Below are 26211 nucleotides of genomic sequence, written 5' to 3'. Positions count from 1 at the left end.
TCGTTCTTAACGCGTGGATTGTAATACAGAGGCTGTAACGACAGCCCCTTTCGTCAGGGCGTTCGCGTCCTGACGAATCTTCACCCGAATGCCCGCTCAGCGCGGCTTCACCGTCTTGACGAGGCAGCTACAGGCCGTATGACAAACGTTAGTTATAGCGAAACCACCACGTTCACCGCCCCCTCACCGCCATTACGCAAGCCAGCCGCGCTGCTTACGATCGTCGCCCTGACGCTATCCCTGTTAGGGTTTGTTCCACTGGGCTTTGTGATTGGCGTCAGCATTGATACCGGTTGGGAAACAACGCGCGCCCTGCTCTTGCGCCCGCGCGTCGGTGAACTCCTGACAAATACGGTGCTGCTGGTTGTTCTGACGCTGCCGATTTGTACGGTGCTGGGCGTGCTGCTGGCCTGGCTGACGGAGCGCACGACTCTGCCTGCCCGACGCCTGTGGTCACTGCTGCTCACCGCGCCGCTCGCAATACCCGCATTTGTCCAGAGCTATGCCTGGATCAGCGCGGCGCCCGGTCTGCATAGCCTGCCGGCTGGCGTGTTTTTATCCGTCGTCGCCTATTTACCGTTTCTGTATTTACCCTGCGCAGCAACGCTGCGACGCCTTAACCCGGCGCTGGAAGATGTCGCAGCTACGCTGGGCGTCCCTCCTATTACCGTGTTTTTCCGCGTGGTGCTGCCGCAGTTAAAGCTGGCCATTGGCGGCGGGCTGCTGCTGATTGCGCTACATCTGCTGGCGGAGTATGGCCTGTTTGCCATGATCCGCTTCGATACCTTTACCACCGCGATTTTCGATCAGTTTCAGTCAACGTTTAATGGCCCTGCGGCCAACATGCTGGCTGGCGTGCTGGCATTGCTGTGTCTGTTTCTGCTGTGTGCGGATGCCCGCGTGCGCGGCGTTACGCGCTATGCGCACGTCGGTTCGGGCGCGCCGCAGGTTGTCACGCCGATACGCCTGTCGCCGTTTCCGCGGTTACTGGCTCTGCTGTTACTGGCAACGCTGGTCATGCTGACACTCGGCGTGCCTTTTATTACGCTGTTTCGCTGGCTGTGGTTTGGCGGCTGGGAGGTGTGGCAGCGCCGCGAACTGCTTGATGCCTTTAGCCAAACTATGACGCTGGCGCTGAGCGGAGCCGCCCTGACAACGCTCGCCGCGATCCCGATGGCCTGGCTGACAATCCGCCACCCCAGTCGCCTGTTTCGGTTTTTGGAAGGGTGTAATTACATCACCAGCTCTCTGCCGGGCATCGTCGTTGCGCTGGCGTTGGTGACCACCACCATTCACCTCATCAGGCCGCTCTATCAGACCGAATTCACCGTGTTGCTGGCTTATCTGCTGATGTTTATGCCACGGGCGCTGGTTAATCTACGCGCGGGTATCGCACAGGCACCGGTGGAACTGGAGCAGGTTGCAGCCAGCCTAGGGCGTTCGCCGTTGCAGACGTTAATGACCGTGACCATTCGGCTGGCGGCACCCGGCGTTGCAACTGGGGCAACACTCGTCTTTCTGGCGATCATTAACGAGCTGACCGCCACGCTGCTGCTGGCCCCCAACGGTACCCGCACGCTGGCGACGGGCTTTTGGGCGCTCACCAGTGAGATCGATTATCCCGCGGCAGCACCCTACGCACTGATTCTGGTCCTACTGTCGCTGCCGTGGACCTGGTTTCTCTACACGCAATCACAAAAAATGGCGGGACTGTAATCATGTTGGAACTTCATCGCGTCAGTAAAAGCTTTAACGGGCGCACCGTGCTGTCTGACATTCATCTGACGCTAGAAAACAGCCGCCGCACGGCGATTGTCGGTCCGTCCGGTTCGGGGAAAACCACGCTGCTGCGCCTGATTGCTGGGTTTGAAAAACCGGATACCGGCGTCATCACGCTAAACGGGCAGACGCTCTGCGATAACGGGCTGTCTGTTCCTGCCCATCAGCGCGGAATCGGCTACGTACCGCAGGACGGCGCGCTGTTCCCGCATCTCTGCATCGCGGACAACATCGCCTTTGGGCTAAAAGGCACGAAGGCGGAAAAGCAAAAACGCGTGGATGAGTTGATGGAACTGGTTTCCCTTCCGGCGCATTTGCGGAAGCACTCGCCGCATGAAATTTCCGGAGGTCAGCAGCAGCGTGTCGCACTGGCTCGCGCGCTGGCGCAGCGCCCTACGTTGATGCTGCTAGATGAACCGTTTTCCGCGCTGGATACCGGCCTGCGTGCCGCCACCCGTAAAGCGGTGATGGACGTCTTGCAGCAGGCTAACGTGGCATCGATTCTGGTGACCCACGATCAGGGAGAGGCACTGTCCTTTGCCGATCGGGTTGTTGTCATGCGCGACGGCCAGCTGTCGCAATCCGGCTCGCCATGGACGCTTTACCACCAGCCCAACAATGAGGACATCGCGACCTTCCTCGGCGAAACGCTGATTCTCGATGCGCAGATTGACGGCGAGCAGGCTGACTGCCTGCTTGGGCGCATCACGGTGGATCGCCCAACGGCAAGCGGGAAGGCAAGAATCATGCTCAGACCGGAGCAGATTGTCATTCAGGATGCAGGGGTTGATAACGTTGAGGTTGATAGCGTTGAAGTCAATAGCGCAGCGACGATTCGCGCGACCATCCGTAAAGTTGATTTTTCCGGCTTCGTTTCCACGCTGACGCTGCACGTTCACCACGCAGATGCCAGTATCATTGAACTGAAAACCGTCAGCCACGCCGCTTTTGCCGTCGGCCAGCAGGTCAGCCTGAGCGTGAACGGTGCGGCACACGTTTTCAGTCAATAATCACCTTCGCAGGCGGCTTAGCGCGCCGCCTGCGCGTTACGACTCACCAGCCAGACACCCAGCAGAATAATCAAGACGCCGAGGGTTTTACGCAGGCTCATCGGTTCATTCAGCCACGGCAGGAAAACCGCCGCCAGATAAACCACCGCGTAGCTTAAGCTAATCAGCGGATAGGCGCGGCTTAACGGCAAATAGCGTAGCACCATAAACCAGCACACCATCGACAGCCCGTAGCAAATCACCCCGACCAGCACCGCAACCGCAGGCCAGCCCGCAACCAACGCGCTGAGCGACGGCCAGTGCGCGAAGGAAATGCTCGGCAGCGCCAACATACCGCTTTTCATTAACACCTGCGCGGTGCTGGCTAGCACAATGCTGATAATCGCCCAGATATAGCCTCTTTTCGCCATCATCCCCCCTGCATCAGATAGATACCGATGACAATCAGCGCAATGCCCCACCAGTGGTGCCTATCCACACGCTCGCCAAACCCGTAGTGCGCCAGCAGCGTGACCAAAACAAAATTGATACTCAGCAGCGGATACGCCACACCGAGCGGGAGATGCTGCAACACCACAAGCCACAGCAGCAGCCCGATGCCGAGCAGCAAGGCCGCCAATATCAGCCATCCCAGCGTCACGCGCTGGCGTCGATGCGTCGGCAAACGCCGCCAGCACTCTGCCGCCTGTTTCTGGCACAACTGCCCAAAACTGGTCAGCAGGCAGACAATGGCAACCAATAGATAACTCATGGCGCTACCTGCTTATAAAACAGCAGCACGTAACGGTGCGATTTTCTCAACTGATCGGGCGCAGGCAGATTGCGATACTCGTCATCGCTGTCCCGGTCGATCTTCAGCATCAGCGCGACATTTCCGCTACGCCGTTTCTCGGCAAGCCATGTTGGAAAAGCGCCCTCATCGACAAAGCGGTCAGCGGAATCCGCATAGTTCAGCCCATAGTTCAGCTCGCCCCGCGCCTTAAATAAGGTGATATCGCTACGCTTCAACTCCCACGCCAGTCCGGCGGCCAGCCCCACCTCGTCGCTAAGCACATAGCGGCTGTCCTCCAGCAACGGCTGATGGCTACGAATAAAGGTTTGGGGGTTCTTTGAATCCACCACGCTCACCGGAATACTCCCGCCAACGAGCAGCGCCAGAAATAACGGACAGCCCGCCACCAGATAGCCCCACGCCCGCTGCTTTTTCAGGCTGACAGCGGCAAAGGCCACCCAGCCGATAAAGCAGACAACACCCGATACGATGGTCAGCCCTTCTCCCAGTTGGTAGAGATGCGGCATGATGATGCCGAGGCCCAGCGCCGCAACGGCGATCGCCAGCACGCTGCCGAAAGCTATGTTGAGCCAGCTATTGATGCGCAATACACGTTCGCGTATTGCGGGTGCTAGCCCGGAAAGCCACGCCGCCATCAGCAGCGCCAGCGGTGCAAAGCACGGCAGAATATAAGTCAGCAGCTTACCTTTGGCGATGCTGAAAAACAGCAGCGGCATCACCATCCAGCACAGCAGGAGGAACCGTTCCGGGTTCGCCTTCCGTTCCGTCCAGCCGCTACGCAACGCGCCCGGCAGCAGTGCCAGCCAGGGGAACGTCCCGAGAATCAAAACGGGCAGGTAATACCAGAACGGCGCTTTATGCTGCGCATCGTCTTCGGCAAAACGCTGAATATGTTCAATCCAAAAGAAGTAATGCCAGTAATCGGCTTCTCGCGCATGCACCGCCAGCGCCCACGGCGCACTCAGCAATACCGCGACGACAACCGCCAGCGGCCCAAACAGCAGCAGTTCCTTAATCCGCTTTTGCGCCAGCGCCACCGGCAGCACGCTGATGACCGGTAAAGCCAGAGCCAGAAAGCCTTTGGTCATAAATCCCATGCCGCAGGCCAGCCCCATTAGCCCCCAAGCCACGAGCCGCTCACGCGTCAGCGTGGCACGCTGAATCAGCACATGGCTGAACAGCGCCGCCGTCATCCAGAGCGTCACCATCGGATCGAGCACGCTGTACGTGCCGATACCATACACGAGCAGCGATGTCAGATAGATCGTCGCCGCCAACAGCGCGGTACGCTGGTTTTTCCACAGCAGCATCGCCAGCCAGAACACCAGCAGCGCGCTCAATCCGGTAGAAAATACCGAGGCAAAGCGCACGGAAAAATTGGTATGACCTAATAGCCACTGACTGATGTTATTCAGCCAGTAGCCCGCAACGGGTTTCTCAAAATAGCGAATCCCCAGCAAATGCGGCACGACCCAATCGCCACGCTGAAGCATCTCGCGGCTGATTTCGGCATAGCGCGTTTCGTCCGGCGACCACAGCCAGCGACCGTTAAGTGGCAACAGGTAGAGCAAAGCAAATAACACCAATATCATGGTGCTTTTCAGCCTTATCATGCCTTTTTCCATGCTATCTCCTGCTTTATTTATTCTTCCGTTTGCACACCAAGCCACCCTTCCCGCCCGGGAAATGGCGTGCGTTCAATCCGCCCGACGGGCAACATGGCTCGGTCATCAGGCAGCAATGAGGAAAGCGGACAAAATTCGATGTGCTGCTGACGGGCGCGAAGCAGCAACTGACGGAACAACGCCAGCTTCGCACCGCCTTCAACCTCCGCATGGATGGTGTAGACCGGCACGCCGCGATCCTGCTGGATTGCCTCAAGAATGAAGTCGTTAAATTCGCCGTCACTCACGCGCTCACCGATGACTTCATCGTAGGTCGGCAATGTGACCGGAATCTGCACGGTGCCTAGCTCACCATTTTTCAGGCGTGGTCGGAAAGGTCGGGTGCCGCGGCAGTCGCTGTTATAGTCCAGATTCCAGCGCTGCTTCATCTCTACAACACGCGAATCGGCTCGCCAGCCCGCCACAGCGGAACAGCGCACCAGCGATGGCAGAATTGATGTCAGCGCGTCCATTCCTTCACGGAACTGCGCGGCTAGTTGCGCATCCGACCAGCGGGCGACATTCGCCTGCCAGCCGTGATGATCCCAGGCGTGTAGCCCCACCTCATGTCCGGCGTCGTGCGTCTGGCAGATTAACGAGCCAAACCGTGCGCCGATATGACGCCCCGGCCACGCCGTACCGGCCAGCAAGATATCCCAGCCGTAGAGCGAGGCCGCGTTGGAACGCAGCATCTTCCATAAAAAGCGTGGACGCAGCAGACGCCACAGGTGGCGCCCCATGTTGTCCGGCCCGACGCTAAAAAAGACACTCGCCTGAATATCGAACTCTGCCAGCACATCCAGCAGCGCAGGCACGCCGTCTCGCGTACCGCGCCAGGTATCGACATCTATCCGCAGGCCAACACGCGTCATCCCTGCGCATCCGTGGCGTTGTCTGATTGCAAGGGGTCAACGGTACGCAGGAAATAGTCCAGCGTTTCCGCGACGGTTTGCTCCATCTTCACCGTTGGTTCCCATGCCAGCAGGCGTTTGGCGTTGCGAATGCTTGGCGTGCGGTGCGCCACATCCTGATAGCCTTTCCCGTAATAGCTGCTGCTTTCCACGTCAATAAATCCGGCGAACGGCGGGAAGCGATCGCGCAGCGGGTGCGCATTAAAGCTGGTCAGCAGCATTTCACCCAGTTCGCGGATACTGGCTTCATTGTGCGGATTACCGATATTGATGATCTGCCCGTCACACTGGCCGTTACGGTTTTCAATAATACGGAACAGCGCCTCAATACCGTCGTGAATGTCAGTAAAGCAGCGTTTCTGCTCCCCGCCGTCCACCAGCTTGATTGGCGATCCTTCCACCAAATTGAGGATTAGCTGGGTAATGGCTCGAGAGCTGCCGATGCGTGCAGCATCCAGCGTATCCAGACGCGGCCCCATCCAGTTAAACGGACGGAACAGCGTGAAACGCAGGCCGTTTTTCGCGCCGTACGCCCAGATCACCCGGTCCAGCAACTGCTTAGATATGGAATAAATCCAGCGCTGCTTGTTGATCGGCCCGACAATCAGGCGCGAGGTGTCTTCATCAAACTCTTTGTCATCACACATGCCGTACACTTCTGAGGTGGACGGGAAAACGATGCGTTTGTTGTAACGCACGCAGTCGCGCACGATTTTCAGGTTCTCTTCAAAGTCCAGTTCAAACACGCGCAGCGGATTACGAGTGTATTCAATCGGTGTGGCAATCGCCACCAGCGGCAGAATGACATCGCATTTCTTGATGTGGTATTCGATCCATTCGTTATGGATGCTGATATCGCCTTCCACAAAATGGAAACGCGGATCGCCAAGAAAACGGGCGATGGCATCTGAGCTGATATCCAGCCCGTAGATCTCATAGCGATCGTCCCGCAGCAGGCGCTCGGTCAGATGGTTACCGATAAAACCGTTCACGCCGAGGATCAGGACGCGCGTGCGGCGTCGCTGCACACGGCTGGCGAGGTTACCCAGTCGCGCCTGCGGCACCATGCCCATTTCCGCCGCCAGTCGGCTGCCAGACATATACAGCCCGACTTCACTCTGCCCACTGACGATCTCAAGCGCGTCCTCACCGCAGGACACCACCAGCGGCGACGTCGAGATAATCGCGCCCGGATCACCACCGATCTTGTCCTTTACAACACGAGCGCGCCAAATCGTCACTTTGCGCTCACCGAGAAACGTAAACGCCCCCGGGTACGGCTCCGTCACCGCGCGGATCAGGTTGTTAATCTCACGGGCGCTTTTGTGCCAGTCGATCAGCCCATCTGCTGCCGTGCGACGTCCGAAATAGCTGGCCCGGCTTTCATCCTGCGGCGTCAGCTTAATCTCACGCGAGCGGATCAGCGGTAATTGCTGCGCCAGCAAAGCGGCAGCGGCGGTACGGCATTTTCCATGCAGCGTCAGCGCGGTGTCTTCATCGTCAATCGCCACCACGGACTGGGCGACGATATCACCCGCATCAGCGCGAGAAACCATCTTGTGCAGCGTCACGCCCGTCTGCGTTTCACCGTTCACCAACACCCAATTCACCGGCGCACGTCCCCGGTAGCGCGGCAGCAGGGAACCGTGCAGATTGAATGCGCCAAACGACGGTAGCTGGAGAATGTCATCACTTAATAACGCGCGGTAATAGAAGGAAAAAATAACATCCGGTGCCAGTTCCCGAATGCGGTTCACCCAGAGCGGATGGTTAATGTCTTCCGGTGCAAACACTGGCACGTCCATCTCGGCGGCCGCTTTCGCCACCGACCCATAGAAGTGGTTCTCGCCCGGCGCATCGCTGTGCGTGAACACGGCCTGAATCTCATAGCCCGCAAGCTTTAACGCCTCAAGACCGACGCAGCCGATATCATGGTAGGCAAATACGATCGCTTTCATTCTTCTTCATCCCGTAAACTGGTGGTCAGTGGCGTTGCCGCATTCACTGTTTTTTGCACAAAATAGCGTGGTCGGGCACGGACATCGGTATAGATACGGCCGATGTATTCCCCTAGTAGCCCCATCCCGACGAACTGCGCGCCGATAAACATGAACAGCACGGCAAACAGCGTGAACACGCCCTCTGCCGCCCATTCCGCACCGAAGAACAGACGCAGGCCGATCAACAGCAGCGCCAGCAGGAAGCCCGACAGCGCAACGACGCTGCCGATCAGGCTGAGTATGCGCAGCGGCGTCGTCGTCAGGCAGGTCAGCAGGTCGTACATCAGGTTAATCAGCTTCAGAAAGCTGTATTTGGACGTGCCGAATTCGCGCTCGGCATGCATCACGTCGATCTCAATGGTTTTCCGGGCGAAGGTATTAGCAAGGATAGGAATAAAGGTGCTGCGTTCGTGGCAGCGCAGCATCGCGCTGACAATGTGACGACGATACGCTCGCAGCATACAGCCGTAATCCACCATCGATTTCCCGGTTGAACGCCGGATCATCATGTTGATGGTTTTCGAGGCCAGTTTGCGAAACAGCGAATCCTGCCGGTTTGCCCGCACGGTGCCGACCACGTCATACCCTTGCGCGGCGTACTCCACCAGCCGTGGGATTTCCTCCGGCGGGTTCTGTAAATCGGCATCCAGCGTGATCACAACATCGCCTACCGCCTGCTGGAATCCGGCCATGATGGCCGAATGCTGACCATAGTTGCGATTCAACAGCACGGCAATAATGTGCTTTTCCGGGTCACTCGCCGCTTCGGTCAGCAGATCCGCTGAACGATCGCTGCTGCCGTCATCAACCAGAATGATTTCCCAGGGTTTACCGATCTGCCGACAGGCTGCAAGCGTGCGTTCGAGCAGTACCGGCAGGCTCTCTTCTTCGTTATAAACGGGAATCACAATAGAAACATTTTTGATGTCATCAATCACGAACAGACTCCAGAATCGAGGTTAGCGCCGCGACGACGCGATCGACATCGCTGTCCTGCATATCGGGGAACAGCGGCAGCGTCATCAGCGACGCCGAATTCCATTCCGTTGCCGGCAGGCGCAAGTGGGGATAGCGCTCGCGGTAATATTTCTGTGTATGCACCGCTCTGAAATGCAACCCGGTGCCAATGCCGCGCGTTTGCAGTTCCGCCATCAGGCTATCACGCGATATGCCGCACCGCGCTTCATCTACGCGCACCATAAACAGATGCCAGGCGTGCAGATGGGGATAGTCAGGCACGGCCAGCGGCTGGAACGGCAGCGAGCGCAGTTGAGTGAGATAGCGCGCCGCAAGCTGCTGACGGCGGGCGTTGATCGCTGGGAGTTTATCCAACTGAACCAGCGCAATCGCCGCATTGATATCCGCCAGATTGTATTTAAATCCCGGCATCACCACTTCGGCCTGCGGTTTGCGCCCTTGTAACTGCCTGTCGAACGCATCCACACCCAGCCCATGAAACTTCAGGCTGCGTAGTCGTTCGGCGAGCGCTTCGTCGTCCGTCACCACCATGCCGCCTTCCGCACAGGTGATGTTTTTAATGGCATGAAACGAGAAAATGGCGGTGCCGCGCGCGCCGATCCACGCATCGCGATACTGCGTACCCACGGCGTGCGCCGCATCTTCAATCAGCGGAATGCCATAGCGCTCGCTGAGCGCTCGCAGCGCATCCAGATCGGCAGGCGCACCGGCATAATGCACGGGAATAATGGCTTTGGTCTTCGGTGTGATGGCCGCCTCGATATCCTGCGGTCGCACCATCAGCGTATGCCGATCCACGTCTACCATCACTGGTTCCGCGCCCAAGAGCGTGATGATGTTAACGGTTGAAACCCAGGTTTGGGATGGTGTAATCACCTCGTCGCCGGGGCCAACACCGAGCGCCATCAGCGTAACGTGCATCCCGCCCGTCGCCGAACTGACCGCAATCGCCTGTCGGCACCCTATTCGCTGGCAAAACGCCTGCTCTAATTGCTGACATTTCGGCCCCGTGGTTATCCAGCCGGATCGTAATACTTCAGCCACGGCAGCAATTTCCTCTTCGCCCATGTTCGGGCGGGAAAAAGGCAAAAAATCCGTCATAATGTATTCCCAAAATAAATAATGGCGCGAAATCATCATTTCGCAGTCTAAATAATGAAGCCTTAAGCCAACCTTAATTTATTGCGATAATCATAAAAGCACAGATAAACATCACGACATGAAAAAACGGCAAAAAGACATAATTAATTACAATGCGAAAATTAATTTTTCGCGAATAACCAAATGACAAGATGTCGTTTTATTGATTTACAGCAAAAAATCAATCTTCGCCAAATAAATCTCGCGTATAGACTTTCCCCATCACATCTTTTAATTCATCGGCATAACGATTGGTAATAATAATGTCACACTGTTTTTTGAAACTATCGAGTTGATGAATGATAGGGAAATCTAAAAAATCATCATCATCAATCCCAGGCTCATAAATCACCACATTGATTCCTTTCGCTTTTATCCTTTTCATAATGCCCTGAATGGAAGAAAAGCGAAAATTATCCGACCCTGCCTTCATAATAAGACGATGGACGCCGACGGTTTTCGGATGGCGGCGAATAATCGTGTCGGCAATGAAGTCTTTTCGCGTATGGTTAGCGTCCACGATAGCCTTGATCAGGTTATTCGGTACGGTACGATAATTGGCCAAAAGCTGCCGGGTATCCTTTGGTAAACAGTAGCCGCCATAGCCAAAAGAAGGATTGTTGTAGTAATCGCCAATACGCGGATCGAGACACACCCCTTCAATAATCTGCCGGGTATTCAGCCCCAGCGATTCGGCATAGCTGTCCAACTCGTTAAAGTAGGCCACGCGCATCGCCAGGAAGGTATTCGCAAACAATTTTATTGCCTCTGCCTCGGTCGGGTCGGTAAACAGAACGCGAATATCTTTTTTTAATGCGCACTCCATCAATAAGTTAGCAAAGAACCTTGCCCTTTCTGACCGTTCCCCCACAACAATCCGCGACGGATAAAGATTGTCATACAGCGCCTTACCTTCACGCAAAAACTCAGGCGAAAAAATGATGTTATCCGTATCCAACTGCTGGCTGATTTTCTCGGTGAAGCCAACGGGCACCGTCGATTTAATCACCATAATGGCCTGCGGATTAATCGCCAGCACGTCACGAATGACCGCCTCTACCGACGACGTATTGAAATAGTTGGTTTGTGGATCGTAATCCGTCGGCGTCGCGATAATAACGAACTGTGCATCAGCATACGCTTCATATTTATCCAGCGTAGCGGAAAAATCCAGCGTTTCATGTTGTAAAAAACGCTCAATTTCGATGTCATTAATCGGCGATTTTCTTTGATTCAGCAGAGCCACTTTTTCAACCACAATATCCAATGCCACAACCTGATGCTGTTGTGCTAATAATAATCCATTCGATAAACCGACATATCCCGTGCCACTAATCGCTATTTTCATGAAAGGCTCTTTATTTTATTACTGGATAAAACCCTATCTCGTCGCAGTATCTTTCTTATTTTTCGATCTGAATAGGAGGGTAACATTTCAATTTATTACCTGCCCCCCTGGCAACCGCACATTCCCGAAGATACCAGTCCCTCATCACGATAGGGGTGCAACGCCATTATCATTAGCAACTCCAGCTAAACGCCAATTAAACATAGCGTATTTAATGATAAATAAAAATTTACTTACACCTTGTGACTTTTTTAAATAATTAGCGTGAAAACAAATTTTCATAACATTATGTAACACAACATCATTTATCTTAGATGATTTTAGCAAATGTTCACTATAATACATTTTATTTTGGAGCCTTTAACGATGGCGCATGGAGGCAGGATGTAGAGATGTTGCTTTTTATAAGCACGACTTATGGTGAGCTAAAAGCTGGCAAAAAAGCATAAGCAAATCTCATCAACAACAGCGCAAATGGCAGAAACGTCTACACTTATCATCAGTCATCTCTCTGGCTACGGATAGGAAAGACAAAGACAATGAAGGTCATCACACGCGACAAAGCCAGCCACTATCAAATGCCGCTCCAAAGATTGATGATTGTCTTTATGCTATTCGTCATCACAACGGTAGTGGCGCTGAATGGATGGGCAATATTCAATTCTCACCAACAGCTTATCGATTCCACAGAACGAAACGCTAAAAACCTGTCGCTGTCGCTGGCACGCCATGCCGAAGATACGTTTTTACAAGTCGACATCCTGTTACAGGATTTACAAGAACGTATCGATAAAGATGGCTTATCGCCGCTGCAAATAATCAGGCTCAGCAATATTTTAAAAAGCAGAAAAGCCACACTGCCACAGCTACACGGCATCTTTATTTATGATGAGAAAGGTGACTGGCTGGTCAATTCCGGGGTCGCCAAACCGGCACAGGCTAACAACGCTGACAGAGAGTATTTCAAATATCACCAGAATAACGTCAACAAAGACATGCACATCGGCAATGTGATTCAAAGCCGCTCCACCGGTGATTTGATCATTCCTGTTTCTATGCGTATCAATAAGCCAGACGGAAGCTTTAATGGTGTGCTGCTCGCTACCCTCTCACTGAATTATTTCAAACAGTATTACGGCTATTACTCTATGGGGAACATGGATGTGCTCGCCATTTTACTTTCCGACGGAAGAATTCTGTACGGTCGGCCTTACGACGATTCATACATCAACCGTAATGTGTCCAGCGGCCCTCTCTTTTCAGAACACCTGAAACAGTCCGAAAGTGGTACGGCAACGTTTGTCTCCACGCTCGATCACATCGAGCGGGTCTATGGCTACACCAAACTAAAGCGCTACCCCATTGTGATCGCAGCAGGCTACGATCTCAAACTAGTCCTCGAAAAATGGCGAACAGACAGCTTAATTTACGGTGCCATTACGCTCATTCTGCTGTTCACTATTACCCTGCTTGGCCTGATCGTACTGAGGCAAATTCGCATCAATTTGAAAAATCAGGTCGATTTAACCCTTGTCCGAGATGAGCTCACATCGATTAACCATACTCTGCAAACGCTGGCGCTGTTTGATGGCCTGACGGGTTTAGCCAACCGCCGTCAGTTTGACATTTTCCTGCAGCAAACCCTATTACGGGCTGCAGAAACGCGGCAGTGTATGGCGCTGATCATGATCGACGTCGACGCCTTCAAGAAATATAACGACCACTACGGACACGTGGCAGGTGATGAATGCTTGCGCAAGATTGGTAGCATCCTGAGCAGTATGCCGAGGCGCAAAGAGGATTTGGTCGCCCGCTATGGCGGTGAGGAGTTCGCGCTCATCATCACCGAGACGGATAAGCAAGGTGCAACCGCGCTCGCTCAGCGTGCACTGGATTTGGTGCGCGCGGAAAAAATACCTCATGAAATGACGCTGTTCCCGGAAAAAATCGTCACCATTAGCGCCGGTGTCTATGTGTTCTGCGCAGATAACCCCCCACCAGCGGCGTCGTCCGTTATCGATATTGCCGATGCTGCGCTGTATCGCGCCAAAAATAGCGGAAAAAACCGTATCGAGGTCAGTGAATAGCGAGAGCAATTGGAACATATACCCTAAATAATTCGAATTTCAGGACAAAACGTTAGCATTTTGAACAACGCAAAGCGTTGGCTCGTCAGGGCGAGGTAACACAGCTAACGCACAGGCAACTTGAAGTATGACGGGTATAGAAACAATTAATGTTGATGCAATACCTGACAGCACGCGCAGCTTCTGACAAAATAGCGGCCATCTCCCCCTATTTCAAATTGATGGGTCTCTTCTCAGATGGCAGCAAAGATTATTGATGGTAAAACGATTGCGCAGCAGGTCAAAGACGAAGTTGCCGCACGAGTCACGCAGCGTTTAGCAGAAGGCAAACGCGCACCGGGTTTGGCTGTTGTGCTGGTCGGTGAGAATCCAGCATCACAGATTTATGTCGCCAGCAAACGCAAAGTGTGTGAAGAAGTCGGCTTTATTTCCCGCTCTTATGATTTGCCCATCACCACAACGGAATCTGAGCTGTTGGCACTTATCGACCAGCTCAACGCCGACCAGACGATTGACGGCATTTTGGTTCAGCTTCCGCTGCCGGAAGGCATCGATAATACCAAGGTGATTGAACGCATCGCGCCAAGTAAAGACGTGGATGGCTTCCATCCTTACAACGTGGGTCGTCTATGCCAGCGTGCGCCAATGCTGCGCGCCTGTACGCCACGCGGCATCATCACGCTGCTGGAGCGTTATAATATCGATACCTTCGGGCTGAATGCCGTTGTGGTCGGCGCGTCTAATATCGTTGGTCGCCCGATGAGTCTGGAACTGCTGCTGGCAGGCTGTACGACTACCGTCACGCACCGTTTTACCAAAAATCTGCGCCACCATATTGAAAACGCCGATCTGCTGGTTGTCGCAGTCGGTAAACCGGGCTTCATTCCCGGCGAATGGATTAAACCGGGCGCGATTGTGCTGGACGTGGGTATCAACCGTCTGGAAAGCGGCAAAGTCGTCGGCGATGTGGAATTTGAAACGGCGCAGGAAAGAGCGTCTTACATCAGCCCCGTACCGGGCGGCGTCGGCCCAATGACCGTTGCCACACTGATTCAAAACACGCTACAGGCGTGCGAAGAGTATCATGGCCACGCCGAATAATTGGCGATAAGGTCAAACACCGATAAGCAGGAATTTATGGCAACCTTTAATCTTGAAAAGCATCCGCACGTTGAACTGTGCGACCTATTGAAACTGCTGGGCTGGAGCGAAAGTGGCGCAGCAGCCAAACTGTCTATCGCCGCAGGCGACGTGACCGTTGACAGCCAGACCGAAACACGCAAGCGCTGCAAAATCGTTGCCGGGCAAACCGTTCAGTTCAATGGCGAAACGGTAAAAGTGACTGAGTAACCCTGAAGCGTCGATGATGGCGAAAAAAAGCCCGCAATTTCATTTTTTGCGGGCTTTTTATTTACTGAAAGCGTATTACAGGAAGAAAGCGTTACTTACGGCGCCAGATCGTTCCCTGCGGGCCATCTTCCAGCACGATCCCCATTTCATTCAAGCGATCGCGGGCTTGATCCGCCAGCGCCCAGTCTTTCGCCGCACGCGCATCTTTACGCTGCTGGATTAGCGCTTCAATTTCTTTCACTTCCTCGTCATCCACCTGCGCACCATTTTGCAGGAACTGCTCAGGGTCTTGTTCCAGCAGGCCGAGTACGCCAGACAGTTTACGCAGTGCCGATGCCAGTTGGTTCGCCGCTTGCACATCTTCCGTTTTCAAGCGGTTAACTTCACGCGCCATGTCAAACAGCACCGAGTAAGCTTCCGGCGTGTTGAAATCGTCGTCCATTGCTTCACGGAAACGGGCTTCAAACTCGTCACCGCCGTGTGCTGCAACGCTGAGATCCATTCCACGCAACGCGATATACAAACGTTCCAACGCCGATCGCGCCTGTTTCAGGTTGTCTTCACTGTAGTTCAACTGGCTACGATAGTGCCCTGACATCAGGAAATAACGCACGGTTTCCGGGTCGTAATACGCCAGCACGTCGCGTACGGTGAAGAAATTGTTGAGCGACTTTGACATCTTTTCGCGATCAACCATCACCATGCCAGAGTGCATCCAATAATTCACATACGGGCCGTCGTGTGCACAGCTGGATTGTGCGATCTCGTTTTCGTGATGCGGGAACATCAAATCTGAACCGCCACCGTGAATATCAAAGTGTTCGCCGAGCTGTTTGCAGTTCATAGCAGAACATTCGATATGCCAGCCAGGACGTCCTTCTCCCCACGGAGAAGACCAGTGTGGTTCACCCGGCTTGGACATTTTCCACAGCACGAAATCCATCGGGTTACGCTTCACTTCGGCAATTTCAACGCGCGCGCCAGCCTGCAACTGATCCAGATCCTGACGAGACAGCACGCCGTAACCCGGCGCGGTATCCACAGAGAACATCACATCACCATTACTCGCGACATAGGCGTGGCGACGGGCGATCAGCGCTTCCACCATTTCGATGATGTCGGCAATATGGTGTGTCGCACGCGGCTCGACATCCGGGCGCAAAATATTCAAGGCATCAAAATCGGCGTGCATCTCAGCAATCATACGGGTTGTAAGTTGGTCGCTGGTTTCCCCATTTTCGATCGCACGCTTAATAATTTTGTCGTCAATGTCGGTAACATTACGCACATATTTCAGTGAATATCCCAGATACCGCAAATATCGCGCCACCACATCAAACGCCACGAAAGTACGCCCGTGACCGATATGACACAGGTCATAAACGGTGATGCCACACACATACATTCCCACCTGATCGGCGTGGATGGGTTTAAATTCCTCTTTTTGGCGACTCAGCGTATTAAAAATCTTTAGCATCAGGGAGTTCCAGTGTTTTTATAAAAATGGTTTTCACAAAAAATGATTTCACAAAAGCACAGTGTGCAAAACATACGGTTCAAAAAACGTAGCGTTCAAAAACATAATGTCCAAAAACACTGTGCTCAAAAAACATAGCGTCCACACGGTAGGTCAATCACTGTCGTGATTAGCGTCAGTAACATTAGATGCCATTGACGATAATGCATTCAGGGTTTACATCCCAACGGCGTATTGAAACCTGAACCCCACTGTATTGCAAGGTTAAGAAGAGGGAATAAGCGAGAAAGGATGAAAATGAAATGGCCCGGATTTACCGGGCCATTTCACACAATCAGCATGACTAACGAAACCGCACTCAACGCCAACGTGGATTCGACATCACAGAATATTTTCCGCTGCCAAGCAGGGCAATCGCGATACCCGCGAAGAAGAACACCGCCGTACCTTCAACACCCCAAGCACCCGTTTTTGCCAGCGTGAAGAACCCCTCTGGGTGAACCAGTAGCGTCGCGACAACCATCGTGAAGGAGAAAATCAATGCGGAAGGGCGTGTAAAAATGCCGAGGATCATCAGGATTGGTATGATGACTTCCCCAACATAGACACCGTAGCTAATAAAAGCAGGGAGCCCAGCCGACGCGAGCATACCTTCAATACCACCGATACCACCATGCACCTTGTGCCAACCATGAAACAGCATCAACACGCTGAAAGATACGCGCAAAAACAGTTTACCAAAATCCGGTTTGTCTAATAAACGATTAACACTATCCAGAATACCCAGCATAGTTCACCTATCTCTTTAGAGTTATTTATGAAGAATAAGAATTACTCTCAGATTAATCTGAGCCACAAAAAAAAACACGTTGATTACGCAAAACATTGATCTGGGGCAACAAAAATATCATTCAAATTAATTAACTGTTATTTGAAATTTTGATCAATTTATTTGTTTTTAAAAGTCACCATTGCCTGATTAACATCTTATTGCGCACTATTCTTAAGCGCACATATTATTTGACGCCTACCAAAATCAGAGTAGTAAACCTTTTTATACGATTTTCTCATCCATCCAACCGCCAACAGTGGTGCGGTAAGCGCGAAGTACTGACTCAATCGACCAGTTATGCTATAACAGCGCTCTTGTTGTTCACCGCCTTTTGTGAACAGCACTCTTAATCACTAAGGCTATCTAGGGTTCATTATTATGATTACGCTTCATACCAACCACGGCGATATCGTTATTAATACGTTTGCAGACAAAGCGCCGGTTACCGTAGAAAACTTCCTGAACTACTGTCGCAGCGGTTTTTATGACAACACGATTTTTCACCGCGTGATTAATGGTTTTATGATTCAGGGCGGCGGCTTCGCTCCCGGCATGGATCAGAAAGAAACCAATGCGACAATCAAAAATGAAGCCAACAACGGCCTGAAAAATACCCGCGGCACGCTGGCGATGGCGCGTACCAACGATCCGCACTCTGCGACTGCCCAGTTCTTTATCAACCTCGTTGATAACGATTTTCTGAACTTCCGTTCAGAGCGTGCCGATGGCTGGGGCTACTGCGTATTCGCTGAAGTCACCGAAGGCATGGACGTCGTTGATAAAATCAAAGGCGTGGCTACCGGCCGCAGCGGCATGCACCAGGACGTACCGAAAGAAGACGTGGTGATTACCCACGTAACGGTCAGCGAATAATCCGACCTGCATGGCAACGCTGTTCATTGCCGATCTGCATTTAAGTGTTCATGAACCGGCGATTACCGCCGGTTTTCTGCGTTTTTTACGCCATGACGCGATCCATGCCGATGCGCTGTACATACTTGGCGACCTGTTCGATGCCTGGATAGGTGACGACGATCCTCAGCCGCTGCATGCGACTGTCGCCGAGGAACTGTACGCCTTACATCAGCGCGGCATTCCCTGCTATTTCGTGCACGGTAACCGTGATTTCCTGATCGGTAAGCGTTTCGCCAAGCAAAGCGGAATGACGCTGCTGCCGACAGAAACGGTGCTCGATCTCTACGGCCAAAAGATTCTCATTCTGCATGGCGATACGTTGTGCACTGACGATCGGCATTACCAACAATTCCGCCGTCGGGTACACAACCCATTTATTCAGCGACTCTTCCTGCTATTACCGTTGTCACTACGTATGAAAATTGCGGCGAAGATGCGGGCAACCAGCCAGCACGAAAACCAAAAAAAGTCGCAGCAGATTATGGATGTCAATCACGACGCCGTACTTGCACGCTTACGGCATTATCAGGTGGAGACGATGATCCACGGCCACACGCACCGTCCAGCCATTCATCAGGTCGATCTCGGTGAATCGTCTGGTCGTCGCGCCGTTCTCGGGGCCTGGCATGAAGAAGGGTCGATGATTAAGGTCACGCCACAAAATATCGAACTGATTTCCTTCCCATTTTAATGCGTTTCTTGACATTGACTTAACGGTCTCTCGCCTTATCCCCCCTGCATTTCCGCATACGCAACCGTTTTCCTCGCCATAATGGCGTGATATGCTCTACGCCCTCAACGCCAGACCCTCCCTGTCTGGCCGACGCGAACGCGTCACGAACACGTACAATCACAGGAGCGTTACAGGCATGTCATCCAACGTTGCCCCGGCTAAAATTGCCATCGTCATGGGTTCAAAGAGTGACTGGGCCACCATGCAGTTTGCTGCGGAAATCCTCACCACGCTGAACATTCCTTTTCATACCGAAGTCGTTTCCGCACACCGGACGCCAGACAAGCTATTCAGCTTCGCTGAGCAGGCGGCACAGAACGGTTTTGATGTGATTATCGCGGGCGCAGGCGGCGCAGCACACCTGCCGGGTATGTTGGCAGCAAAAACGCTGGTTCCCGTGCTTGGCGTGCCGGTACAAAGCTCAACGCTGAGCGGGGTAGACAGCCTGTATTCCATCGTCCAAATGCCTCGCGGTATTCCGGTCGGCACGTTGGCGATTGGCAAAGCGGGCGCAGCGAATGCGGCTCTGCTGGCCGCACAAATTCTCGCCCTGCACGACAAGGGCATCGCTACCCGACTGGCGGACTGGCGTCAGGCGCAAACCGATGATGTGCTTTCTCATCCCGATCCACGGGAGGAGGCATGAAACCGGTCTGCGTATTAGGCAATGGTCAGTTGGGCAGAATGCTGCGTCAGGCTGGTGAACCGCTAGGCATTGCGGTTTACCCCGTCGGTCTGGATGCTGAGCCGGAATCAGTTCCGTTTCATAACAGTGTCATTACCGCCGAGATCGAACGCTGGCCGGAAACCGCCCTCACCCGCGAGTTGGCCGAGCACACGGCGTTTGCGAACCGCGATATTTTCCCACGTCTGGCCGATCGCCTGACGCAAAAGCAGCTGCTGGATTCGCTGAATCTGGCAACCGCGCCTTGGCAACTACTGGCTAGCGCCGACGAATGGCCACACGTCTTTGCCTCATTAGGTGAACTCGCTATCGTTAAACGCCGCGTCGGTGGTTACGACGGTCGTGGACAGTGGCGCTTGCGCGATGGCGAACAACAGACGCTGCCCGCTGACTGCTACGGCGAGTGCATCGTTGAGCAAGGCATTAATTTTTCTGGCGAAGTCTCGCTGGTGGGTGCACGCAATACGCACGGCAAGTGCGTGTTCTACCCGCTCACTCATAACCTGCATCAGGACGGCATTCTGCGTACCAGCGTGGCTTTCCCTCAGCCCGATCCGCAGTTGCAACAGCAGGCAGAGCAGATGCTGTCTGCAATAATGAATGCGCTGGGTTATGTGGGCGTGATGGCGATGGAATGCTTTATCGTCGGCGATCGCCTGCTTATTAACGAGCTGGCTCCACGCGTACACAATAGCGGACACTGGACGCAAAATGGTGCGTCAATCAGCCAGTTTGAGTTGCACCTGCGCGCCATTCTGGATCTGCCGCTGCCAGTACCGGTTGTCGAAACACCGTCGGTGATGGTCAACCTGATCGGCACTGATGTGAATATCGACTGGCTGGCGCTGCCGCTGGTACATCTGCACTGGTATGAGAAAGACGTTCGTCCTGGCCGCAAAGTTGGACACCTCAATCTACCGTCGTCAGACACCGCACAGTTGCAACGCACGCTGCAATCGCTGGCACCTCTCTTACCCGAGGAATACCACAGCGGTCTGGCGTGGGCAGAAGAAAAACTCACCGCCTGACAGATCGCGGTGTCATCCAGCAGGGCAGTGACCTGCTGGATGATACCGCGATGCTATACGGGCAAATGAGATGCCACATTCAGTATTCATTTTTAAAGGCTAATATCTTTTTTTGTTCAAAAACCACCCTATCTTTCAATTTATTTAGATCATAAACGTGACATCAACGAAATTGAGTTTAATATCTATATAATCGTTTTTTATTTATCTTCTATGTCTCTAACATAAAAATAAAGCATCAATAAAGAGCCGTTAAAGATATTTAAATTAAAGCATCAAATTTGATATTTTAATTTCCGATAAAATTTATTAAAATATTCCTAGTCAATTCATTTCTGTGATCGCCTCAATATTATTCGCTGACCACCACGATATAAAATGCTGCCACAAAACAGTATTGACCTGTTGACATAATTAGCAATATGTCTTGTTCGTTTTTTAAACTCTGTAACGGCAAGTTGCCGATACTGTAATTTTTATACCCCTGTGTGACGGGGCTAATGTGTTCACCGAGGAGAAATCAGTATATGAGCACCATTCAAGATAGCAAACAGGTATTAGAACAGGCTTCAGGATGGCGTAAAAGCGACACCGTCTGGATGCTGGGCCTCTATGGCACGGCCATCGGTGCTGGTGTGCTATTCTTACCCATTAATGCCGGTATTGGTGGGTTAATTCCGTTAATTATCATGGCGCTGATTGCCTTTCCAATGACATATTATTCTCACCGTGCGTTATGCCGTTTTGTATTATCCGGTAAGAACGGTGGTGAAGATATTACCGAAGTTGTTGAAGAACATTTCGGCGTTGGTGCGGGTAAATTAATCACTTTACTTTATTTTTTCGCTATTTACCCGATCCTATTAGTTTATAGCGTCGCCATCACCAATACGGTAGATAGCTTTATTACTCACCAATTGCATTTGCCTTCTCCGCCACGAGCCTTGCTGTCATTGATATTGATCCTCGGATTGATGTTTATTGTTCGCTTCGGTGAAGCGATGATTGTTAAGGCAATGAGTGTTCTGGTTTATCCATTTGTTGCTGTGCTGATGCTGCTGGCACTTTATTTAATTCCGAACTGGAATACCTCTGTTTTTGAAAACATTTCTCTGAGTTCCAGCGTCACGGGCAACGGGCTGTTGGCAACATTATGGCTGGCGATTCCGGTGATGGTTTTCTCTTTCAATCACTCGCCGATCATCTCCTCCTTTGCCGTTGCCAAACGGAAAGAATATGGCGATGACGCAGAGAAAAAATGCTCACGCATTCTGTCCTACAGCCACATCATGATGGTGCTGACCGTTATGTTTTTCGTCTTCAGCTGCGTACTGAGCCTGTCTCCGGCTGAGCTGATGGAAGCAAAAACACAGAACATTTCTATTCTGTCCTATCTGGCGAACCACTTTAACAACCCGGTCATGGGCTATCTGGCACCAGTTATTGCCACTATCGCGATCTCTAAATCGTTTCTGGGTCACTATCTGGGGGCGGGCGAAGGCTTTAACGGTATGATCGTGAAATCCCTGCGCAGCAGAGGCAAAACCATTTCCAACACCAAATTGAACCGCATCACTGCGCTGTTCATGCTGATCACCACCTGGATTGTAGCGACGCTGAACCCAAGCATTCTGGGTATGATCGAAACATTGGGCGGCCCGATTATCGCGTGCCTGCTGTTCCTGATGCCGATGTACGCCATCCAGAAAGTTCCAGCAATGAAGAAATACAGCGGCCACTTCAGCAACGTCTTTGTCACCCTGATGGGACTGATCGCTATTTCAGCCATTGTTTACAGCCTGCGCGATCTGCTGTAAGCCCTCCACCCTAATTTAACGCCGGCACGTTGTTTAACGATCGGCGTTTTTTTTAAGGAAATCGCTATGGTCAGCGTATTTGATATCTTCAAAATCGGTATCGGCCCGTCCAGTTCTCATACTGTCGGCCCAATGAAAGCGGGTAAAATGTTCACCGACGATCTGGTAAACCACGCGCTTATCTCATCGGTAACACGCATCGTGGTGGATATTTACGGCTCACTTTCCCTTACGGGCAAAGGGCACCACACCGATATCGCCATCATTATGGGGCTAGCAGGTAACCTGCCAGATAGCGTAAACATCGATAGCATCCCTGCCTTTATTCAGCAGGTGAAAGACTCTCAGCGGCTACCGATGCTCAACGGTCAGTATGAGGTTAGCTTCCCTTTAGAATCTTCTCTGCGTTTCCAGCCAGAGAACCTGCCGCTGCATGAAAACGGCATGACCATTCGCGCTTACAATCAACAAGAGCTGGTTTATAGCAAAACGTATTACTCCATCGGGGGCGGATTCGTCGTCGATCAGGAAAACTTCGGCAAACCCAATCTGGCAGAGGAAAGCGCGCCCTATCCGTTCTTTTCTGCCCAGAAGTTGCTGCAACACTGTCACGATCACTGCCTGTCTCTATCCGCCATCGTACTAAAAAACGAGATTGCGATGCATGGGCGGGAAGCGCTTGATCACTATTTTGCCGATGTGTGGAAAACCATGCAGGACTGTATGCATCGCGGTATGAGTACCGAAGGCGTATTACCCGGCCCATTGCGCGTACCCCGTCGAGCATCGGCGCTGCATCGTTTGCTGTTCATTAACGATCGTTTTTCAAGCGACCCGATGGATGCGATGGACTGGGTGAACATGTTTGCGATGGCCGTATCGGAAGAAAATGCGGCTGGTGGACGCGTCGTTACCGCACCAACTAACGGCGCGTGCGGCATTATTCCTGCCGTACTGGCCTATTACAACCGCTACGTTCAACCCGTCACCCCAGAATCTTACCTGCGCTACTTCCTGGCTTCCGGTGCTATCGGCATGCTCTACAAAATGAACGCCTCTATTTCCGGTGCAGAAGTGGGCTGTCAGGGAGAAGTCGGCGTGGCCTGTTCGATGGCCGCAGCCGGTCTGGCTGAGCTACTCGGCGCGAATCCTGAACAAGTCTGCATCGCGGCGGAAATCGGTATGGAACATAATCTGGGGCTGACGTGCGACCCAGTGGCAGGTCAGGTTCAGGTACCGTGCATTGAACGCAACGCCATCGCCTCCGTGAAGGCGATCAACGCCGCAAGAATGGCAATGCGCCGCACCAGCGAGCCACGTGTATCGCTGGATAAGGTCATTGAAACCATGTATGAAACTGGCAAAGACATGAACGCCAAGTACCGTGAAACGTCTCGCGGGGGATTGGCGATTAAAGTCGTGCTGTGCGAATGATATCCCCAGGGGATCGTGGTGGGAGATAAACTTGCCTTGTCGCGTTAAATGCCAAGTGGCTTAACGCGACAATCTGGGTTCATGCGTATGGTTTCGCATTGGCCCTTTATTTTTTATCGCTTTCAGGCAGCGACCAGACAATATTGTTTTCAGCCGCTGCGATATACCAGTCCACGGTACTGTTAGCAGGCTTTTTGATATTTTCATGCTTGGTAAGCGCTTTGGCAGGAAACGTGGCGGCTTTCTTTCTGATACGCAGCGGCGTCTGCTTTTTCTCACCGCTGATCTGCGCATGGAAGGATTCCACTTCCGCATCGAAGAGCACGCCTTCAATCTGATGCAAACGGTTTAATCCGCGCAGAATGGAGAGCAGGCTGCTGAGCGTAATAGATTCGCCCATTTCCGCACGCTTGATTGTCGCGATTCCCAGCCCCGCCCGTTCAGCAAGATCGACTTGCGATAGACGCTGCTGGATTCTGGAGTCTTTTATTCTCCGGCACAGCTCGGTAATAATTTCGCCTTCGTTCATGGTACTGAATTTCATCTTACCCGCCACTTGCCAGAATCAGAAAATTTGCGCGCATTTTATCATCAATTCTTCAAATGGCACGGATAATTGATGAACGGTACCCATAATTTTTTTATGGTCGATATACGCTCACAAAGGGACCAAGGTATCTCACTATTAGTACTGATTATTTTTAGTTCAAAACATTACTTAATTGAATAATTAAAACCATTAACAAATCGCTAAAAAATTAACCAATTGATTTATATAATAAAAATAACAATATGAATTTTTGAGTGCGAATGATAAATAAAAACACATAAATTAAGGTAAACTTTATTCCATATTCGTACGATTGCACCGTACGCTGATTCTCTACTATTGAACCTCAGTCCCATAGGAAAGGAACTTCCATAATGAGCATCACGAGCCTTAATAATATCAACTACTCAGTCCCCTCGGTGAACCGTAAGGAATCTGCGGAAAATGCGTTTTCACTCAGTGGCGACACATCAAAGCCAAACCTCCATTCAGTTTCCACTACGACTAATCCCCCTTCAACGATTCAGTCAAGCAAGCGTTATGATTTTTCCAATATGACGCCACAGGAAGCGATTGATGCGACAAAAGAGCTCACCGCCTCCGGCGATATGTCATTTGAGGAAAGTCTGGAAATCGGTATGGCGGCACTGCTCATTTTGCATCCTCCTGTTGACGATGTCTCTTTCACCGACCCCAATCGGAAAATCAATTTTATCCACATGCTAAAAAATGGGATAAGTGGTTCGCTATCACGCGGCGAACACTTACATGCAGAACAACAAAAATCAGTATTAGATAAACTAGCACAACTTAGTTACACGCCGATTAGCGTGAAGGCTTGATGAAAAGCAGGTTCTCTTTTGTGAGAACCTGCTGAGAATACGGTGTTATCGAATATTCAGTGACGTGCTAAGCGTTCTAAAAGGTGCGTTAGTCGAAGTAGATTGATAGCGGAAAGGGCCTGACTGCATGCCATCGCCATTGAAATAAGCCATCCATCCCACATAAGTCGAGCCAACAGGGCATGACTCAGTATAATTGCCGCCAACGACGCAGACGCCATTAACCTGATAGGGACTCTTTTGCGTACCATTCACCCAGCCAAAGCGGTTATTACCATAACCCACTTCCAGCACTGCAATTCGCAGTTGTGCTCCACCATGATCCTGAGTTGTCGCAAGCTTATTTGGGCCAATATATTCCCAGGCTCCGCCATTTTGCGTTGATGCCACAGCATAGACATAGACAGAACTCAATGCAGGCGCTGGCGCACGAAGAGGCTTATAGTCCTGAGAAGAGGATTCATTTGCAGATGTTGGATTCTCCACAAGGGGAGAGTCGAATGCTGTAATTACCTCCGCTACTGGCTCTTCCAGATCCTGAGAATAAGCCGGAAACATCGCACTAACCAACATACTGAATGCAACTCCAATATATATTTTCTTTCTCATCCTGAGTAATTCCATTTAAATACAGCCAATCGCTGCATGTAAACTATGAATCAAAATGTTATTTTTTTCAGTAAAAAATCACAAAAAAAAACAAAAACATTTAAATTAAAAATAAAATAATTACCCAATTATTTATTTTTATAAAAATTTTAAAAATATTCGCAATATCATTATCATTCATAACGAAATCATACGCATGGAAATTATATTGTATTCTACTATTTAATTA

General features: G+C 51.8%; 24 protein-coding genes. 12 read left to right on the top strand and 12 right to left on the bottom strand.

The genetic code is table 11. The features are described 5' to 3' along the window. Window positions 1–138: 138 nt before the first annotated feature. Complete coding sequence (locus JFY74_07230; protein ID QQG29823.1) at window positions 139–1716, top strand: iron ABC transporter permease; 1578 nt, start codon at window positions 139–141, stop codon at window positions 1714–1716. 2 nt (window positions 1717–1718) lie between these two features. Further along, on the top strand, window positions 1719–2789 hold the full coding sequence (locus JFY74_07225) for an ABC transporter ATP-binding protein (protein ID QQG29822.1): 1071 nt from the start codon (window positions 1719–1721) through the stop codon (window positions 2787–2789). A gap of 17 nt (window positions 2790–2806) precedes the next feature. Here the strand turns inward: JFY74_07225 and arnF are convergent, their stop codons facing one another. From arnF to JFY74_07185, 8 genes are all read right to left on the bottom strand, one after another. Beyond that, a complete protein-coding gene (gene arnF, locus JFY74_07220) occupies window positions 2807–3199 on the bottom strand; it encodes a 4-amino-4-deoxy-L-arabinose-phosphoundecaprenol flippase subunit ArnF (protein ID QQG29821.1) in 393 nt (130 codons plus the stop codon). Next, window positions 3199–3540, bottom strand: a complete 342-nt coding sequence (locus JFY74_07215) for an EamA family transporter (GenBank protein ID QQG29820.1) — start codon at window positions 3538–3540, stop codon at window positions 3199–3201. The genes arnF and JFY74_07215 overlap by 1 nt, the downstream gene beginning before the upstream one ends. After that, complete coding sequence (arnT, locus tag JFY74_07210; protein QQG29819.1) at window positions 3537–5207, bottom strand: lipid IV(A) 4-amino-4-deoxy-L-arabinosyltransferase; 1671 nt, start codon at window positions 5205–5207, stop codon at window positions 3537–3539. The genes JFY74_07215 and arnT overlap by 4 nt, the downstream gene beginning before the upstream one ends. A gap of 17 nt (window positions 5208–5224) precedes the next feature. Next, the gene (locus JFY74_07205) at window positions 5225–6118 is read right to left on the bottom strand and encodes a 4-deoxy-4-formamido-L-arabinose-phosphoundecaprenol deformylase (protein ID QQG29818.1); all 894 of its coding nucleotides are present in this window, start codon (window positions 6116–6118) and stop codon (window positions 5225–5227) included. Then, the gene (arnA, locus tag JFY74_07200) at window positions 6115–8115 is read right to left on the bottom strand and encodes a bifunctional UDP-4-amino-4-deoxy-L-arabinose formyltransferase/UDP-glucuronic acid oxidase ArnA (protein QQG29817.1); all 2001 of its coding nucleotides are present in this window, start codon (window positions 8113–8115) and stop codon (window positions 6115–6117) included. Before arnA ends, JFY74_07205 begins: the two co-directional genes overlap by 4 nt. Further along, window positions 8112–9095, bottom strand: coding sequence for an undecaprenyl-phosphate 4-deoxy-4-formamido-L-arabinose transferase (arnC, locus tag JFY74_07195; GenBank protein QQG29816.1), 984 nt, complete (start codon window positions 9093–9095; stop codon window positions 8112–8114). The genes arnA and arnC overlap by 4 nt, the downstream gene beginning before the upstream one ends. Further along, entirely contained in the window at window positions 9088–10236 is a 1149-nt protein-coding gene (arnB, locus tag JFY74_07190; GenBank protein QQG29815.1) for a UDP-4-amino-4-deoxy-L-arabinose aminotransferase, read from the bottom strand. Before arnB ends, arnC begins: the two co-directional genes overlap by 8 nt. Window positions 10237–10456: 220 nt before the next feature. Continuing rightward, the gene (locus JFY74_07185) at window positions 10457–11623 is read right to left on the bottom strand and encodes a nucleotide sugar dehydrogenase (GenBank protein ID QQG29814.1); all 1167 of its coding nucleotides are present in this window, start codon (window positions 11621–11623) and stop codon (window positions 10457–10459) included. A 539-nt stretch (window positions 11624–12162) separates the two neighbouring features. On the opposite strand from JFY74_07185, the gene JFY74_07180 reads away from it, so the two are divergent. The 3 genes from JFY74_07180 (at window position 12163) to ybcJ (ending at window position 15060) form a co-directional block, all read left to right on the top strand. Then, a complete protein-coding gene (locus JFY74_07180; protein ID QQG29813.1) occupies window positions 12163–13710 on the top strand; it encodes a GGDEF domain-containing protein in 1548 nt (515 codons plus the stop codon). 237 nt (window positions 13711–13947) lie between these two features. Further along, window positions 13948–14811 carry a bifunctional methylenetetrahydrofolate dehydrogenase/methenyltetrahydrofolate cyclohydrolase FolD gene (gene folD / locus JFY74_07175; GenBank protein QQG29812.1) on the top strand — a complete coding sequence of 288 codons (864 nt, stop codon included), beginning with the start codon at window positions 13948–13950 and terminating at the stop codon, window positions 14809–14811. A 36-nt stretch (window positions 14812–14847) separates the two neighbouring features. Then, on the top strand, window positions 14848–15060 hold the full coding sequence (ybcJ, locus tag JFY74_07170) for a ribosome-associated protein YbcJ (GenBank protein QQG29811.1): 213 nt from the start codon (window positions 14848–14850) through the stop codon (window positions 15058–15060). A 91-nt stretch (window positions 15061–15151) separates the two neighbouring features. Here the strand turns inward: ybcJ and cysS are convergent, their stop codons facing one another. Beyond that, window positions 15152–16537, bottom strand: coding sequence for a cysteine--tRNA ligase (cysS, locus tag JFY74_07165; protein ID QQG29810.1), 1386 nt, complete (start codon window positions 16535–16537; stop codon window positions 15152–15154). A gap of 358 nt (window positions 16538–16895) precedes the next feature. Then, entirely contained in the window at window positions 16896–17327 is a 432-nt protein-coding gene (locus tag JFY74_07160; protein QQG29809.1) for a DoxX family protein, read from the bottom strand. Between the two features lie 420 nt (window positions 17328–17747). Between JFY74_07160 and ppiB the strand changes: the two genes are divergently transcribed. The 6 genes from ppiB to JFY74_07130 all read left to right on the top strand — a co-directional run bounded on the left by ppiB (window position 17748) and on the right by JFY74_07130 (window position 23981). Beyond that, the gene (gene ppiB / locus JFY74_07155; GenBank protein ID QQG29808.1) at window positions 17748–18242 is read left to right on the top strand and encodes a peptidylprolyl isomerase B; all 495 of its coding nucleotides are present in this window, start codon (window positions 17748–17750) and stop codon (window positions 18240–18242) included. 10 nt (window positions 18243–18252) lie between these two features. Beyond that, entirely contained in the window at window positions 18253–18975 is a 723-nt protein-coding gene (gene lpxH / locus JFY74_07150) for a UDP-2,3-diacylglucosamine diphosphatase (GenBank protein QQG29807.1), read from the top strand. Between the two features lie 178 nt (window positions 18976–19153). Further along, entirely contained in the window at window positions 19154–19663 is a 510-nt protein-coding gene (gene purE, locus JFY74_07145; GenBank protein ID QQG29806.1) for a 5-(carboxyamino)imidazole ribonucleotide mutase, read from the top strand. Continuing rightward, entirely contained in the window at window positions 19660–20730 is a 1071-nt protein-coding gene (gene purK, locus JFY74_07140) for a 5-(carboxyamino)imidazole ribonucleotide synthase (protein QQG29805.1), read from the top strand. Before purE ends, purK begins: the two co-directional genes overlap by 4 nt. 527 nt (window positions 20731–21257) lie before the next feature. Continuing rightward, window positions 21258–22547, top strand: a complete 1290-nt coding sequence (locus JFY74_07135; GenBank protein QQG29804.1) for an HAAAP family serine/threonine permease — start codon at window positions 21258–21260, stop codon at window positions 22545–22547. Between the two features lie 66 nt (window positions 22548–22613). After that, window positions 22614–23981 carry an L-serine ammonia-lyase gene (locus JFY74_07130; protein QQG29803.1) on the top strand — a complete coding sequence of 456 codons (1368 nt, stop codon included), beginning with the start codon at window positions 22614–22616 and terminating at the stop codon, window positions 23979–23981. A 106-nt stretch (window positions 23982–24087) separates the two neighbouring features. Here the strand turns inward: JFY74_07130 and JFY74_07125 are convergent, their stop codons facing one another. Then, window positions 24088–24525, bottom strand: coding sequence for a helix-turn-helix transcriptional regulator (locus JFY74_07125; GenBank protein ID QQG29802.1), 438 nt, complete (start codon window positions 24523–24525; stop codon window positions 24088–24090). Between the two features lie 380 nt (window positions 24526–24905). On the opposite strand from JFY74_07125, the gene JFY74_07120 reads away from it, so the two are divergent. After that, entirely contained in the window at window positions 24906–25373 is a 468-nt protein-coding gene (locus tag JFY74_07120; protein QQG29801.1) for a hypothetical protein, read from the top strand. 45 nt (window positions 25374–25418) lie between these two features. Here JFY74_07120 and JFY74_07115 read toward each other — a convergent pair whose 3' ends face one another. Further along, window positions 25419–25982, bottom strand: a complete 564-nt coding sequence (locus JFY74_07115) for a YolA family protein (protein QQG29800.1) — start codon at window positions 25980–25982, stop codon at window positions 25419–25421. Window positions 25983–26211 lie beyond the last annotated feature (229 nt).

Source organism: Pectobacterium carotovorum, from assembly GCA_016415585.1.
Classification (GTDB): Bacteria; Pseudomonadota; Gammaproteobacteria; order Enterobacterales; family Enterobacteriaceae; genus Pectobacterium; species Pectobacterium carotovorum_K.
The sequence above is the reverse complement of the archived record's forward strand: the minus strand, read 5'-3'. Positions and strand labels throughout refer to the sequence as shown.